At 61.6% G+C, this 16,191-nt stretch carries 8 protein-coding genes and 1 pseudogene; 2 read left to right on the top strand and 7 right to left on the bottom strand.

What is annotated here, in order from left to right:
• Positions 1 to 514 precede the first annotated feature (514 nt).
• From Q8Q80_RS03725 to Q8Q80_RS03695, 7 genes and pseudogenes are all read right to left on the bottom strand, one after another.
• Positions 515 to 1,435, bottom strand: coding sequence for a CAAX protease (locus Q8Q80_RS03725; protein ID WP_305631627.1), 921 nt, complete (start codon positions 1,433 to 1,435; stop codon positions 515 to 517).
• Between the two features lie 279 nt (positions 1,436 to 1,714).
• Positions 1,715 to 2,251 (bottom strand): annotated as a pseudogene (locus Q8Q80_RS03720) (RHS repeat-associated core domain-containing protein); the annotation flags it as partial.
• A gap of 21 nt (positions 2,252 to 2,272) precedes the next feature.
• Complete coding sequence (locus tag Q8Q80_RS03715; RefSeq protein ID WP_305631626.1) at positions 2,273 to 2,677, bottom strand: hypothetical protein; 405 nt, start codon at positions 2,675 to 2,677, stop codon at positions 2,273 to 2,275.
• The gene (locus tag Q8Q80_RS03710; RefSeq protein ID WP_305631625.1) at positions 2,674 to 4,632 is read right to left on the bottom strand and encodes an RHS repeat-associated core domain-containing protein; all 1,959 of its coding nucleotides are present in this window, start codon (positions 4,630 to 4,632) and stop codon (positions 2,674 to 2,676) included. The genes Q8Q80_RS03715 and Q8Q80_RS03710 overlap by 4 nt, the downstream gene beginning before the upstream one ends.
• A gap of 272 nt (positions 4,633 to 4,904) precedes the next feature.
• A complete protein-coding gene (locus Q8Q80_RS03705) occupies positions 4,905 to 5,372 on the bottom strand; it encodes a DUF4265 domain-containing protein (protein ID WP_305631624.1) in 468 nt (155 codons plus the stop codon).
• 13 nt (positions 5,373 to 5,385) lie between these two features.
• A complete protein-coding gene (locus tag Q8Q80_RS03700; protein ID WP_305631623.1) occupies positions 5,386 to 13,182 on the bottom strand; it encodes an RHS repeat-associated core domain-containing protein in 7,797 nt (2,598 codons plus the stop codon).
• A 79-nt stretch (positions 13,183 to 13,261) separates the two neighbouring features.
• Positions 13,262 to 14,743 (bottom strand): prenyltransferase/squalene oxidase repeat-containing protein, encoded by a 1,482-nt coding sequence (locus Q8Q80_RS03695; RefSeq protein ID WP_305631622.1) that lies wholly within the window; start codon positions 14,741 to 14,743, stop codon positions 13,262 to 13,264.
• Positions 14,744 to 15,148: 405 nt separating this feature from the next.
• Between Q8Q80_RS03695 and Q8Q80_RS03690 the strand changes: the two genes are divergently transcribed.
• On the top strand, positions 15,149 to 15,562 hold the full coding sequence (locus Q8Q80_RS03690) for an exosortase/archaeosortase family protein (protein WP_305631621.1): 414 nt from the start codon (positions 15,149 to 15,151) through the stop codon (positions 15,560 to 15,562).
• A complete protein-coding gene (locus Q8Q80_RS03685; protein ID WP_305631620.1) occupies positions 15,559 to 16,143 on the top strand; it encodes a hypothetical protein in 585 nt (194 codons plus the stop codon). The genes Q8Q80_RS03690 and Q8Q80_RS03685 overlap by 4 nt, the downstream gene beginning before the upstream one ends.
• Positions 16,144 to 16,191 lie beyond the last annotated feature (48 nt).

Below are 16,191 nucleotides of genomic sequence, written 5' to 3'. Positions count from 1 at the left end.
GCCTGCGCCGTGGTGACCGGGTCACTGCTCGTTTCCTGGCCGAGGACCCAGCCTTTGTCGCTGCCCGCCAACTGGGTGCTGGTGAGATAGGCGATCGCGCCCGCCACGTCGACGCTGCCGCCCGCCTGGTTGTAGGCCTGGCGTAGATTCTCATTAGAGACAAGAATGTCTATTGAGTCATTTCAGTGACTTATCGTCATCCGTCTCACTTCAGGAAGACACGTCGTCTCACTAGAGACAAGAACAGCGCCTACTTGTCTCATTAGAGACGAGATTATCCAAAAACACTCAATTTTGCCCACCCAAATCGTTGAATTAAAACGTAATTTATGAAATTCATGTCGGGGGCGCGCCCGGCTTTGCTACACTGGAAATGAACCCGACCCGCTTTTCCTCCAGCGCGATAGCGCTCTCTCCCGTACGAACCCCTGACGGGGCTCCCATCCCGGACTTGTATTCACTGAAGGCATCTCTCCCAAACAGCGAGGAATCACTTAGCTTGCGTGCGACACGCTTAAACCGGTGTAACAAGAAATTGTCGCTGCTGGCCCGAATAGAGCTTTGCCCGGATTACGCTGTTATCGAGCCCCCCGCGAGCTACCAAAGACTGAAGCTTCCCCAAGGAGTTCACTTTGTACGTCTGCGTAAGATGCTGAAATCGCCGTATCTCGTGAGAAGTGCACGCGCGCCGAGCAATGTTGAGAAATCCGTTCTTTTCAAATAATCGGAGGTTCTCGGGATGGATCAACGCCAGCAGACTCTCAATTTTCCCGATCTTTTCCTGCAGGTGTATCAGTGCATCCGCCTCCGACCGTACGCCGAATCGTTTCCACGCGGGTTCGTGGTGGAACAAGCGGTTTCGAAAATCGCGGACGGTTGAAACCAAGTCGTGAGCATAGGAGAGGGTAGAAGCTGCATGTGAACTCGGCCAAGCACCGGCAAAGACGGTACCCAGACGGCTTGGCCAAATCAAGCTATTGCCCATAAACTCTTGGTCCAGCATGAAGCCCCATGTTGAGAATTCCGTCTTGGCCATCACTCCATGGTGGTTTGGAGCGACAGCGCCGGTCACGCCGTATCGGCTGCGCTGCTCAGCGACGAACTTCCGCGTAGCTTTGACGAAGTTGTCGCGTACCGCTTTAACCGGTTGCGGAGGAGAGACGCCTGGGGCGAAGGAACGGTACCGAAGCTTTGCTCCTGACCACCAGAAATTCCCAAGGTGCGCACGCAACGCCCGATCAACGGCGTTGCGCAAGGAGATCTCAGTTGCCCCGATGATGGGGTAGATTGCACTACTCACGTGGGCATTCCAGAGGTAAACACCCATAAGTTCGACGTCATTGGAGGGCTGGAAGACGCTCTGGTAGCTGTTGATGCGCTCGTTGCTAATTAGCTGGTCGATAAGGGTCGGGCGGTACAGAAGCGTTTTTGGCATTTTTCTCCCTGCGAATTTATCTCTTGGCCCGATGCCGGGTGCGAACCGCTACGCTTGACGAGCGCGCCTTCAAGTTTCTATACTAAGCGTAAGGTTGATGAAGGGTTCCAATGGATGAAAGTCTACGACCCTTCACTTAAGACCTAGAATACCCACCCCGGCCTTGAGCCGGGGTTTTCATTTGTGTTCCGCTCCTAGCTTTCTGGTCGCTGGGCGTAGATGCCCGCAAGATGCAAGATTTTTCAAAAACGTCCAAATTTCCACGCCCAACCCTTTGAATTAAATCATAATTTCTAAAACCGCCTTCACAAGGCTGCTTGCCTCACCTGCCCCCTTCGCCACCTCCGCTGCATTATCCACCCTCCCCACAACCTTCGCGGTCGTGGCGCCCCAGCCGATAAATGGAATCATGGCCGCGCCCGACAGGGCTGCGTTCGTGTTGTCGCCCCGTCCAAGGTAGATCAGCGCGTTGGCACCGTCGGCAAGCTCGCCGAACCCCGGCACCAGCCCCGCCACGTCGAGCACCGTCTGCGTACCGTCGAGTATCCGCGTGCCGTTCTGCGATACGTAGCTCGAAGCCGAATTCCACGCCAACGCCGCCATCAACCCATCCGGATCGTTGAACAGCACCGGATTTCCGTCCGCATAGGCATACGGGTTGATCCCGGCCGACAGTCCCAGCGGGTCACGGCTCACGAACCGGCCGATGCCGGGGTGGTAGTAGCGCGCCCGGTAGTGGATCAGCCCGGTGGCGTCCGGCTCGCGTCCCGTGTAACCGTAAGTCGGCACCGAGCCGGCCACCTGTTCCAGTTTGCCCCAGGCGTCAAAGCGCTGGAGTTAGGAACCGAGATACTTTGGAAGCACAACACGAAGCTCTTTTGCGGCTTTCAGCAAGAGACGCTCTTCTTCATCGCTCGCAGCCACGGATTCAAAAGCCGCCTCATTCTCTGTGCGTTCCTCGTTCGTGACGGTTGCCATATAACGACTATTCAGATCGGCAAGGCGCGGCGTTTTCGTTCGATCATCAATGTCGGACAGTTCGCCATTTTTGCGACTAAACACCATGACGAAAAGGGCGTCATCGCCGGGCTCATAAGACACCAAGACGGCATGAGCGGGACCAGTGAAGCTAACACGGTAAAATCGTCCACTGATGGAAGGCTCATCCATCACAAAGCCGAGTCCCTTCAAAAACGGGACGAAGGCTTCATTGGCAATTCGCAAAAAGTCCTGACCGTTCATGGGCTGATAGCACCGCTAAATTCAGGATGAAGCTTCTGATAGTTTTTCAGCATGTTCTGCTCCATCTGGTAGAAGATGCTGGGCGTTGCTCGATTCGCATCCGCTCCGATGTCGATTATCTGCCGTCCACTCCGCATTTGCTCAAGTATCCACTTCCGATTGGATTGCATCATGGAGCTTGTTACCTGATCGGCATTCATGCCCATCGATCTAAAGTCCGGCATATCGTTCAGGATTTTTGATCCGGGTATCTTGGCCGCCGCTTGTTCGACTCGCGCCATCGTTTCACCGATGATCACTGGCCCCCTTGCGGCATCGGCCGCATTATCCACCCTCCCCACAACCTTCGCCGTCGTGGCGCCCCAGCCGATAAAGGGAATCATGGCCGCGCCCGACAGGGCTGCGTTCGTGTTGTCGCCCCGTCCAAGGTAGATCAGCGCGTTGGCACCGTCGGCAAGCTCACCGAACCCCGGCACCAACCCTGCCACGTCGAGCACCGTCTGCGTACCATCGAGTATCCGCGTGCCGTTCTGCGATATGTAGCTCGAAGCCGAATTCCACGCCAACGCCGCCATCAACCCATCCGGATCATTGAACAGCACCGGATTCCCGTCCGCGTAGGCATACGGGTTGATCCCGGCCGACAGACCCAACGGGTCGCGGCTCACGAACCGGCCGATGTCGGGGTGGTAGTAGCGCGCCCGGTAGTGGATCAGCCCGGTGGCATCAGGCTCGCGTCCCGTGTATCCCCAGGTCGGCACCGAGCCGGCCGCCTGTTCCAGTTGGCCCCAGGCATCGAAGCGCTGGGCGGCTGTCGTTTGCCCGGACGTGTTCCACGCCTGAAGCTCGGTCAGCCAGACCAGGCCACTCGCGTGGGTCGCACTCGTGAACCTCACCCGCACTTCGCTGGCAACAACCGGATTGAAGCTCTTGACCGCCCGAACGCTCGCCCCGTCAGACCATGGCGCGAAGTCTGTGCCACTTCCGGCGGCGGCCTGCACCCATGCGCCTGCGCCATTGCGCGTCTCGATCACATAGGCGGCCGGCCGATAGTTGGTCACCGCCATCAGTTCCACCCGCTCCACCGCACGGGCAGCTGGCAGCGCAAGGGTCACGGCAGCGGATTGGGCCACAACCCCCACCCAGCCTTCGTTATCCGACACGACAGTCACGCCGTTGGCCAGGTCACCCACCGGGTAGGTCGCCGTCGAGTAGTTGCCCGTACCCGTCAGCGCGGCCCCGCTCTCCCGCGCCTGATTCGCCACGTCCTGCGTCTGCGCCATCGCAACGATGGAACCCACACCGTCCTGAACGTAGTACGCCACCTGCGCCTGCGGCGACTCCGCATCTCCGGTCAGGCGCATCAGCGGCTCGTCCATGCCCGCGCCGTGTGCGTAAAGCGCAATCGGCTCGGCCGACGCGCCGCCATACTCGGCCAGAATGTCCGGGCCGTCGTACTGATAGCGCGTGGTGCTGGCGCCTGCAGTCTTCCCGATCCGTCGGCCGCTGTCGTCGTAGGCGTAGGTTTCGGCGCTGCCCGCTCCCGCTCCTGCCCGGCTCGCCTGGATGAGCTGGTTCAGGCCGTTCCACGCGAGGGCGAGCACATCCGTGCCGGTGCAGTCGGTGTCCGTACCATTGGCACTGCCGCTGCAGTACTTTTTGAGGTTGCCACTGCGGTCGTACACCAGCCGACCGCTGCTCGCCCCCTGGATTTCCTTCAACTGGTGCGCGGCGTCGAACAGGTAGCTGGTGGTGTTGCTGCCTTCGGTCCGGCTCGTGCGGTTGCCGAACACGTCAAAACCGAAGCTGCGTGTCACACCATTCGTGGTTTCGGTCTTGAGCCGGTCGCGTGCGTCGAACGTGTAGCCGCGGGTAATCGCAGTCTGGTCGTGTGTCTCGGTCGAACTGTTGCGATTGCCCCAGTCATCGAACCCGAAGCGCTGTTCGAACAGCACCCGGCTGCCGGCGGCGTGCGACAGACTGGCCAGACTGCCTTCCGGGTGCCAGGCGTAGGTGCTGCGCGCGCCATCCGGCCAGGTCTTTTCTGTCAGGCGACCGGCTGGCGAGGCGCTCCCGCGAAGCGGCTTGTCAGGTCAGATTATGAAAGAGCGGTGGTGATTCAATCGGAAGGAAGCTGGCGATCCTGTTCGGGCTGTGCCTGCATTCTGAGGAGTCATATTGATCGGGGACATTTTGCTACGTCCTCTATTGTTACTTCTTCCTTCTTCTATCTACGGCCCGTTTCGTACTGCAGCCTTCCTTCGTTCTCGCGCAGTTGCAGGTAATCCGCTATAAGTGGCGCGTTTGCTTGCGTCACGCTAAGCGCAAGTAAGTTCTCTGATGACCATTCCATCAACGGGCTCATTGCCGTGATCTCATTTAGCAACTCTTGGCGGTTCACGCCGCTTTTGCCACCGAACCACACTCGGAAGGTCACTTGACCGGAGGCGCGTACAACGCGTTTGAGCACGAAGTTGGCGTCGACTTCGACCTCATCGCCGAGAGAAACATCGCGCACGAAGAAGGGTATGCAGCAGACGACAAATCGTCGCGGCGCCACCTCTTGACCCCATAACTGCTCCCACTCGTTACTCCCATCTTTCGCCCCTTGATGAGCCGCGAAGACAAAATTTGCGCGATCACGCCAGATCGGAGACGAGTGGACAGCTACATGTTCGCCTGCTTGGTATTTCATGAGATCAGTTTCCTCATTGCGACGGCGGCCATTTGCCGAAGTAACCCGGCGGCGGGTTGACGGGGAAGTCTCTCGCTCCTTTCGAGGCATTGCAATGTGGGCACGCTAGCTGGGCATTATCCAAAGTCGCATTGCCCCCTCGGGCCTTTGGTATCGCATGATCGACCTGCGTCGCCACACCTTCGCGGACGCAAAAAACGCAGACCTTTAACGGATTTTCCGCGTTAGCAGCGTCCTTGATTGCCTGAGGAAACGCTTTACCCGCTGTCACGCCTCCTGCAGAGCCTGCTTTGATAGAAGGAATTGCAGTGTCAACCGCATTATCCACCCTCCCCACAACCTTCGCCGTCGTGGCGCCCCAGCCGATAAAGGGAATCATGGCCGCGCCCGACAGGGCTGCATTCGTGTTGTCGCCCCGTCCAAGGTAGATCAGCGCGTTGGCACCGTCGGCAAGCTCGCCGAAGCCCGGCACCAGCCCTGCCACGTCGAGCACCGTCTGCGTACCGTCGAGTAGCCGCGTGCCGTTCTGCGACACGTAGCTCGAAGCCGAATTCCACGCCAACGCCGCCATCAACCCATCCGGATCATTGAACAGCACGGGATTCCCGTCAGCGTACGCATACGGGTTGATCCCGGCCGCGAGACCCAGCGGGTCACGGCTCACAAACCGGCCGATGTCGGGGTGGTAGTAACGCGCCCTGTAGTGGATCAGCCCGGTGGCGTCAGGCTCGCGTCCCGTGTAGCCCCAGGTCGGCACCGCGCCCGCCGCCTGTTCCAGTTTGCCCCAGGCATCGAAGCGCTGGGCGGCCGTCGTTTGCCCGGACGTGTTCCACGCCTGAAGCTCGGTCAGCCAGACCAGGCCACTCGCGTGGGTCGCGCTCGTGAATCTCACGCGCACTTCGCTGGCAACGACCGGATTGAAGCTCTTGACCGCCCGAACGCTCGCCCCGTCAGACCATGGCGCGAAGTCTGTGCCACTTCCGGCGGCGGCCTGCATCCAGGCGCCTGCGCCATTGCGGGTCTCGATCACATAGGCGGCCGGCCGATAGTTGGTCACCGCCATCAGTTCCACCCGTTCCACCGCACGGGTAGCTGGCAGCGCAAGGGTCACCGCAGCAGATTGGGCCACAACCCCCACCCAGCCCTCGTTATCCGACACGACAGTCACGCCGTTGGCCAGGTCGCCCACCGGGTAGTTCGCCGTCGAGAAGCTGCCGGTGGCCGACAGCACGGCCCCGGGTTCCCGCGCCTGATTCGCCACGTCCTGCGTCTGCGCCACTGCAACGATGGAACCCACACCGTCCTGAACGTAGTACGCCACCTGCGCCTGCGGCGACTCCGCATCTCCGGTCAGGCGCATCAGCGGCTCATCCATGCCCGCGCCGTGTGCGTAAAGCGCAATCGGCTCGGCCGACGCGCCGCCATACTCGGCCAGAATGTCCGGGCCGTCGTACTGATAGCGCGTGGTGCTGGCGCCCGCTGTCTTCCCGATCCGCCGGCCGCTGTCGTCGTAGGCGTAGGTTTCGGAACTACCTGCTCTAGTGGCTTGGATGAGCTGGTTCAGGCCGTTCCAGGCCAGGGCCAGCACATCCGTGCCCGCGCAGTCAGTGTCCGTACCACTGGCACTGCCACTGCAATACTTCTTCACGTTGCCGCTGCGGTCGTAGACCAGCCGGCCACTGCTCGCGCCCTGGATTTCCTTCAACTGGTGCGCGGCGTCGAACAGGTAGCTTGTCGTGCTGCTGCCTTCGGTCCGGCTCGTGCGGTTGCCGAACACGTCAAAACCGAAGCTGCGTGCCACGCCGCCCGTGGTTTCGGTCTTGAGCCGGTCGCGCGCATCGAACGTGTAGCCGCGGGTAATCGCAGTCTGGTCGTGTGTCTCGGTCGAACTGTTGCGATTGCCCCAGTCATCGAACCCGAAGCTCTGTTCGAACAGCACCCGGCTGCCGGCCGAGTGCGACAGACTGGCCAGACTGCCTTCCGGGTGCCAGGCGTAGGTGCTGCGCGCGCCATCCGGCCAGGTCTTTTCTGTCAGGCGGCCGGTCGCATCGAGGGACATGGCGACGGTCTGCCCGTTCGGGGCCGTGATGCCGGTCAGCCGGCCCGTGCCGTCGTACTGGAAGCGCCACAGCGCGGCCTCAGTGCCTGCGCCTGCGCCGGCTCCCAGCGATATGCTCGACAGCCGCCCGCCCGGTGTCCAGCCGTACTGAATGGCGCGGCCCACCCGGCTGTCGGTGACGGATTCGAGCCGGTGAGCGACATCGAAGGTGTAGTCGTAGGCAACCAGCGTTGCACCGCTGCCGTCTTTGGTTTCGGCGCGCGTCACCTGGCCCAGCGGATTGCGTGTCCAGCTTGCCGTCTGGCCCGCCGCCCCACTGCCGGGCACCGCGCGCGATTTGAGCAGGCCGCGCAGCGAGGGGTCGTAGCCATAGGTGGTCCAGGCGCCCGTTGTGGCCTGCTCGGGTGTCTGGCTCGATTCCAGATTACCGTAGTAGTCGTACCTGAATTGCCAGACGCGCCCCAGCGCATCGGTACGGGTCAGTTCGTTACCGAAGTCATCCCAGGTGGAGGACTGCTGAAGCTTTAAAGTGCTGTCCGCAAAATTGCACTCGGCACTGCTGAAGTCCGTCGTCGGACCCGCCCACACCTCGGTCAGGTTCGACAGCCCGTCGAATCGGTAGCAGACCTGCAGACGCTGCCCGCCATCCTCCGGTTCGGACAGCGATCGGGTGATGCGCCCGATCGCATCGGTAAAGCTCACGTTCGCACGCGCCGCACCCCCCGCACTGACCCGGCGCGTTTGCGTAGGGACCCCGCCCGCGTCGTAGTCGAATTCCACCGCCCGGCCGCCCCCCTGGCCCGGAATGGCGGGCACCCGGATGCGGGCGAGCCGTCCGTCCTGATCATCGCCGTGATAGTCGTATTCGGTGACGGCACCGGTCGGGTCCGTCACGGCCAGCGGCCGGCCCATCACGTCCAGGCTGGTGATGACCATGCGGCCCTGTTCGTCCTGCGCCAGAAAGGGCCTGTTCGCCAGATCGTAGGCGAACCCGATGCGGTAGCCATCCGGGCTTTGCACATCCAGCACATTGCCCACGCCGTCGTAAGTCCAGGCCGTGCGGTTGCCCGCATTGTCCAGGCGCCGGATCATCCGGTCCTGGCCATCGAACACCGCGGTCATCGAATCGAAACGGTTGCTGCCCGACACGAGTTCAAGGGCCGTCAGGTTGCCGTTGGCGTCGAAACTGAATTCCCGCGGCTGCCCCAGCCCGTCCAGGGTTTTATGGAGCCGGTCCAGCGGATCGTAGTCGAACGTGACCGGATACCAGCGCGCATCGACACCCGAGGTCATGCGGCCCAGTGCGTCGTAACCAAAACTGGGCGTGGTTTCGCCCACCTGTTGGCCGTTGCGGTTGCCCGCGCGGGTCATTGTCAGTCGGTTGAACCGGTTGCCATCGAAGGTGGAGGTGACCAGCGGGCCCGTTCCGCTGGTAAATCCGCCAAGATTGGCGCCAGTGAAGCTGCGCAGCCGCTTCGTACCCGTGACATTGCCCGATTCGTCGCTCTGGAACTTGGTCCAGGCCAGCACATCGCCCGCAGCGGGCGCAACGCCCGCCGTCGGCGTCACACCGGCTCGCAGCCGCACCTCATCGGTCAGTGAGCCGTTGGCGGCGAAATGCTTGAGCGTCCAGTTACCGCGCGCATCCTTGAGCCGGCGCGCCTGACCGAACACCGTGTAGTCGCGCATCTCGCTCACCGCACCAGACGGCTGGACCACCGTCTCAAGGTAGCCCTCGGCGGTATAGGTGTAGCGGGTCTGGCGCCCTGCCGGATCGGTCATCGCCGTGCGCAGGTGCGGATTGGTCGGATGATCGTACGCGTACACGTAGGTCCCGCCATTACCGACGGACTGACTGACGGTGTTGCCCCGCTGGTCAAAGACAAACCGGGATTCGGACCCACGGCTGTCGACGGTCCAGGACTCCCTGCGATACGGGTTGTAGTGAAAGGTCAGCGCGGAATCCGGAATCAGACTTGCGCTGGTGTCGAAGTTCGTGTGCCGGAACACCTGGCCGCTGGCGTAATACTCGAACTCGATGCCGTTGCCGCGGGGCTTCGTGTGGCGGCGTATGGCGTGAGCGAGCTTAGGGCCGTCCGCCAGGGTGTAGTAGCTATAGGTACTGGCCTCGCCCTTGGGATTTTGTACGCGCGTGAGATTGCCTTGACCGTCTTCATAGCCGAACACAACGGTGCGGTGGGTGAAGTCCCTGGCCTGGGTGATCCGACTACCCGTCCACGTAAAACTCAGTGCGGTACGGCCGAGACTGTCGGTGACGCTCGTGAGTTGGGTTCCGGTGTAGTTCAGCGTCAGCGTGTTGCCATACCGATCGGCAATCGCAAGCAATCGCGCTTTGGGCGCCGTTGCCGGCGTCTGGACGGCCGCGGGCGCGGTCACAGACTCGAACGTGTAGCTGAGCCCGCCGGTTTCCGTCACGCGGTAGCGGCCGGTGCCATCTGCAAGGCGAACGAGTTGTGCGAAGGTGCCCGCCTGTGCGGTCAATCCGGCGCCCGGATTGATGTTCCCGCCCGCGTGGCTGGTGGTCGAGTAGAACTGCTCCCTGCCCGTGCCATTGACCCAGCCCACCTTGGCGAGCCCACCTTCAACGCCATAGAACCGCATCTGGTGGTTGAACGAATGCGTCCAGCCAAAGCCGAGCGGCCCGTCCTCGGGAGTCTGCGCGTTGTACCAGCGCTCGAACACGACCGGAAGGCCACCCCGAGAGCGAACCGAAAAATCCACCTCGTTGTGAATGTAGTTCCCGGTCAGCATGTTCACCGGGTCCCCTGCCTTGCTGATCCAGCTGCTGTCGCCCTTGGTGCCGCCCGGGAGTGTCGTGAAGATGCCTTGCCCGCTGTTGAAACTCACCACAGAGCCGGGGGCGCTCGGAGCGGGCGTAAATACAAGGTTCAACGGGGTCGGATTGACCAAGGCGTAGCCGCCACCTGCCACGACTGAGCCGGCGATGATGGCGCCGTACTGCCCAGTCACGCTGTTTTCGGCCATGAAGACGGCGCCGCGCCACTTGCTTGTCGGATTCACCGGGTCGGGATACTCGATCCTTGACGCGGGGACGGTGACAACCCCGTGTTGCCCTCCGTCTGAACCGGTGACTGCGGCCTCGATGGCACCCTTGTAAGACGCCATGCTCGCGTCAGTCAGGGTGTCGTACTGGCCGATGTTGTTCTTGTCGAAGCGGCGCAACGGAATACTGGATTCCGACGCGAATTGCAGGCCACGCACGGTGGAGACGGCGTCCGTACGCATCGATTCCTGCCAGATGTGATGTTCAAGGGCCGATCCTGCATAAATGTTCAGGCGAGCAAGGTCCGTTCGGGCCTGTCTTTCTGCCGGCGTCTCGGTGACGGAGCCGTCCGCATTCGTAAATGCGTAAAGGCCTCCGATGAAATCGATCAGCGCGCCACCTGGCGTGACGGCAATTGGAATATCGAAGATGTAGCGGGTTTCCAGCGTGGAGGTGGTCAAACCGATGTCGTACAGGCCGGAAGACCGATGGCCGCGGCTCTCGGCGATGAACATCTCGGCCTCATCCGCCTGCTTGATGTAGCTCTGCAGGACGAGATGGAGAAAGTCCCCCACCGAGGACTCGTAAGCCGCTCCGTTTGCCGGCGTGGGCGCTGTAGGCGCTGCGCTGACTGCCGAACTGAGCCGGTCCAGAATGGTTTCGAAGTAAGCCTGCGAATGCTGCCAGCCGTTTACACCGAGCGCGAAGTAAGCACCGGCCTTGATGGACTGATAGACCGCCTTGTTCAGACACGACACGTCGGGGTCGTAATCGGGTTCAGTTCCCGCATCGGGGCCATCAGCGGTCGTTCCGTCGTCCTTGACGCACCGACCATTTATTGCGTCTGCGTGGCGAACCTTCATCAACAGCGAATGGCTGAAGGCCAGGGGCTCGGAAGTACCCTCGGAGGCTTCAGCCAGGGTTGTCCCGTCCAGCCGTATCTGCGGCACCACGCGAACCGACCCGGCCGGCAATGCGTCGATATCGCCGCCCCAGGCGTTCCAGGCAGCCTGGGTAGCCGCCGTCGGCCGGTACGCCACAGTCAGTCTTTTTCGCAGATCTCGCGGGAAGGTCAAGGTCGCCGCAAGCCACGGCGTGCTCGCGTTCTTCAGCACGCGAACATCGAACTTGGTCTGGTGCTGATCCGGCAGCACAGCCGTTTCGGGCGAACTCGATCCCGACCAGTTCGAGAACTGGACAACCTGATAGGGCAGGGTCACCGGGATGACATCAAATCTCGTGACCTTCGGCCTTATCCGAGGCATTACATCTTCCAGCGCTGCGCCGGCCTCGACCAAACGAGCCTGTTGCCCGGTTTTTTCCGCAAGAATTTCCTGCGGCAGTTTGTCCGTGCGCCCCGCAAGCAGCGGCCCGTAGAAGTCAGTGTCGGACAGGGAGACATCCACCTCAATCCGGCTCTCGTATCCGCTGTCCTTGACCGCCGGATCGAGCGGCAGCCACCGGTATCCAGTCTGCTCCAGTGCGTGGCCACGGTAGCCGGAACTAGGCAGGCAGGCCTGGACCCAGACGTGGTCGAAATAAACACCCACAGTGGCTGCGTTCAGGATCTGCCGGCCCGCTGGAATGCCGGCGCTGGCCAGATAACGTGCAGACCCTTGATAGGTTTTGGTGCCTAGCCATCGCTGGGCGCGACCGTCAGCAGTGTCGGTAGAAGCCGGATCGGTCAGCATCACAGTGCCGCGGACATACCGTGCCGGTACGTTCGACGCGCGAAGCAGGGAAATCAGAAGGCTTGCCTGATCGGTCGAGTTTCCGCGACGCGTCTGAAGGACCGTCTCGGCACCTTTGAGTGCACCCCGGTACGGCTCGAACGCGATGTTCTGATGCATCCAGCGCAGGATGCGCGCCGGTGAATGACCCAGAGACTCGGCAAGGGCGCGGATTTGTGGCGACAGGCTCACGTTGCCTGCCGCGGCGGTACCCGCTGCATCGTCCTGCAGGTCGGTGGCCACGGCGGCACAGTCGGTCATTGCGTCAGCCGCCACAGGCGCCGGCTGGGCAACCCGGATCAGCGCTCCTCCGTTCAGAGCGTACTCAGCATGGGTGGCGGGTGGGCTATCCAGAACGTACTGGGGCAGCACACTGCTGGGCCTGGACAGATCGGGCGCGCCCGCGGGTGTCGCCTCCTGCATCGTCGAGGGAGGAACGAGACTTGGGCGCTCTTCTGGTGCGCGAAGCGATTGCAAAACGCCCGTCAGGGCTTGTATTGCGGCCCTTCGTTCGCCCATGGACGAAGCATTCTCGACGCGCGCAAACAGCGCATCGACGCGATCGAAGCGATCAGCCACCCGCTCCGTGATCGAATCGAGGTGAGTCACCCCGTCGGACGCGCCCAGCGCCAGAAGGCTTTTTCGCATTCGGCTCAGCTCTTCGAGGCTTGCTGCTCGCAACGTACTCAGTTCGCCACGACGAGGTGCAAGCCTCGATCCGGTTGCAGCGGGCAATCTGCGCCCTGCGGGAAGATCGGAGGGTGTCGCTGCTTGCTCCTGCTCGACCTTCGCGTCGTTGATCACCGAACGGGTGAAGTTCTCAACCGCCAGCGCCGGCGCAAAGTCACGCGTGCCCAGCGAGTCACGCGCCATCCGCACGACGTCATCGTTGAGCTGGCGCAAGGGGCTTGCGTTGCTGCCGACGCCATCGGCAGCGGATATCGCACCGGAGGCGAGAAGAAAAATGAGCGCAAGCAGCGATCGGGAGGCACACATGATTGAGCTCCGGAATGAATGGGACTTCGAGAATCAGTGAATCGAAACGATGTGCTGGAGTTGGTCTGCCGGGAGAGGGCTATCGCCTTGTGCGACGTTGCACGGCACCCAGCAGCGCGCCACCCAACGCAAGCAACGCCCAGCCCGGAAGTGGCACATCGCCGTCTGTTGAACCGGGGTCTTGTGCGGAGACAACGTCGATGCGGCCAATCACCGTTTGCGGGGCCCCGGACACTTGTCGCTCGAACTCGAAGCTCCAGCTGCCCCCTCGTGCCGGTGTTCCCGAAATCACACCATCTGTCGTGTTCAACATCAGCCCCGGCGGAAGCGCCCCTGACACAATGCTGATCAGCGAACCGCCGGTCTGCATCGCATAGGTGAAGGGGACGCCCACCTGCCCCTGTGCTGCGAAGGACGTGGCGGTCACGCCCGGCACGGACAAGGAAGGTGCTGCCAGTGCCCCCGCCGAATCAGCGACCAGCTCGTTGCGGCCCAGTGCCTGTTCGACGACGTTCGGAATGCCATCGTTATCGGTGTCCAGCGACTGCGCGCCAGTCGCTGGCACGATGGCAGCCAGGACCTGTGTGGTCATGAAGGCGTCCCCGCGCCAGCTCCCATCCGGGTTTTGCTGTGCAACCAGATAATTCAATGCGTTGCTCGCAGCCGGCTGCGGCGGCGAGGGCAAGCTGGCGAGCGCTTGATAGACGGTTGCCGACACAAAAACACTCGACACCCCTTGCGTCCCATTTGAGCGAAGCTCACCAAACCCGCCGTCGCTCGCGTTTTGTCGCGGCTGGAGCCAGGCGCTGGCTTCGCCGACCACCGTGGCAAGGTTGAAGGTGACGCTATTGCAGCTGACCGAGCTGATTGCCCCTCTCGCCCGAAGCGCTTCCAGCTCACCCATTACCAGTGCGGTGGCAACTACCGACGGACGGGTTGTCGTGATCGGCTGGCCGGGCGCTGCTGGTGCCATCGGCCACGCCGATTGGCCTGCCGCGGGTACAACCCGATTGACCATGAGCTCGCACACCGCGCTAACGACCGGCCCGGACACCTTGGCATCGAAATTCTTATCGGCGATTCGAAGGGCTAACAGGCCGAGCGCAGTATCGAAATAGCTGGTGGCATGACCTTCATAACCGCCCCACAAGGCGTGCGTCGTCACATTCCGGGTTTCGTACAGCTCATCGGCAATCGTTTGTGCCGCAAGCCCCAACCCACCATCGGAAAGAGCAATCGCTCTTCGGGCGAGGCTATCCGTGCTTTGTGACTCTGCGTTGGCGATCCAGGACAGGGCTGACGCATAATTCGGAGAGGCTCGCAGCCCACCGCGCCCCATCGCGTGGATGGCGTTGGCTGTAGCCTGGACGTCAAGATCTCCCAACGCTGATGACCAGCTCCCATCTCCGCGCTGGGTCTGCACCAGATACTTCAGACCTTGCACCCGAGCCTGATTGACATCGGCAAATGCGACCTGCCCAGCAAGGCAAGCCATGACGCCCGCCAATGCGATATGGAGCCGGCAACGGACTCCCGCTCGAAGATCAACCTGGTTGAACATCGCCTCAGCACCCCCCGCGCATGACCGAAGCAGCGCTTTGGCTACCCACCAAACTACGCGGCTCCAGATGACGGGAAGCTATGGCTCGATCATTAACATCCTGTGACAGTCGTAATCCGGAAGCACTACGTCATAGCGCTCAACCCTTGCTTCAACAGGGCCAAGCCGGATTATGAATTTTTCATGAAGGGTGTAAATCCCGTTGTCGGAGCTTGTACCGTCAGCCTTTGTGCATAGTTCTCCACCCCAACTAATGTTCAAGGGAGTGACGCGTAGATGGCCACTCAAGCGACGGATCAGCATCGCTCTTTGCCATGGCTCCGGGTCGTCGGATTTGGCTCGGTTTTCTTGCTACTCCAGGTCACGTGGTCAGTGTTGGAGGGCAGTGCCGTCTGGCGTACCTGGATGGAAACGCTGAACGTATCGGTCGCAACGATGTTCGTCGGGTGGATTGTCCCGGACGCTAATGTAATCGCAGAGGGCACCCGCATCCGGGCCATCGGGGGCGGTATCAACCTCGTTCAGGGCTGCGACGGCGTGGAACTGCTGTGGCTGATCACAGCAGCTTTTGCGGTGGCACCCCTTACGTGGCCTTGGCGGCTCTTCGGCTGGGTTGCCGGCCTCTTTCTGGCGTGGTTGCTCAACGTTGCAAGGATCGCCGGACTGTTCTTCGCTTGGCGAACCGATCCCATGTGGTTCGATTGGCTGCACAACTACGTGGGCCCCCTCGCACTGGTGCTTGTACTGGGCATGTACGTTCACACCGTCATGGCCAGGGCGCCGGTCCCTGAGGATGCGTCTGCACAATGGTATCGGTGAGCGCACCGATTCTGGCACTCCGGCTTGTTGCGTCAGCAAGCCTGGTAGCCATTCTTGCCATATGGCAAGGCGAAGCGCTGATGGCGCACCTGCTTAGCCCCATCCGCATGGTGATCGATCTGATCGACCACAATCATGTTGTGCGTGTGCTGCGGATTGACCGCGTTGGTGCTGACACTGTGATCTACATGAAGGCCGGCATTCGTGAACTGATTGTCACCGGCTCACAGGTGACTTTTGCGGACCCGCGAGCGGAGGCTGTCGTGACCACACCGCTTGGCGCTTTTTTGATTGCACCCAGTATCCTGGTCACCTTGGTACTGGGATGGCCGGCGAGAAATTACCGCGAATGGGCGCTCAGGCTTCTCGTGATGGCCCCACTTGCTGCGGCGCTCTTCGCAATCGACGCGCCGTTTGCGCTGGACGCCTATCTCTGGGAACTACATCGGGACGCTCATTCGCCTGACGCTACCTCCCCCATCCTTGCCTGGAAGGCTTTTCTTGCGCAAGGGGGGCGCTTCATTCTGGGCGGGCTTGCGGCCTTGATCTGTCTGGCGCCGACGTTCCGGCACGGGCCGTAGGGGCGACCTTGGGCGCTCCGGGTTCATCCGTTACCGCTTCTGATGGAG

Source organism: Methyloversatilis sp., assembly GCF_030698125.1.
In the GTDB taxonomy this organism is placed as follows: Bacteria; Pseudomonadota; Gammaproteobacteria; order Burkholderiales; family Rhodocyclaceae; genus Methyloversatilis.
This window is presented reverse-complemented; position numbering and strand designations above follow the sequence as displayed.

What these genes read in the sequence shown, in the direction of transcription:
- Q8Q80_RS03725 (WP_305631627.1), bottom strand. Translation starts at nt 1,435, where the DNA reads ATGCCAAAAACGCTTCTGTACCGCCCGACCCTTATCGACCAGCTAATT.
- Q8Q80_RS03715 (WP_305631626.1), bottom strand. Translation starts at nt 2,677, where the DNA reads ATGAACGGTCAGGACTTTTTGCGAATTGCCAATGAAGCCTTCGTCCCG.
- Q8Q80_RS03705 (WP_305631624.1), bottom strand. Translation starts at nt 5,372, where the DNA reads ATGAAATACCAAGCAGGCGAACATGTAGCTGTCCACTCGTCTCCGATC.
- Q8Q80_RS03700 (WP_305631623.1), bottom strand. Translation starts at nt 13,182, where the DNA reads ATGTGTGCCTCCCGATCGCTGCTTGCGCTCATTTTTCTTCTCGCCTCC.
- Q8Q80_RS03695 (WP_305631622.1), bottom strand. Translation starts at nt 14,743, where the DNA reads ATGTTCAACCAGGTTGATCTTCGAGCGGGAGTCCGTTGCCGGCTCCAT.
- Q8Q80_RS03690 (WP_305631621.1), top strand. Translation starts at nt 15,149, where the DNA reads ATGGAAACGCTGAACGTATCGGTCGCAACGATGTTCGTCGGGTGGATT.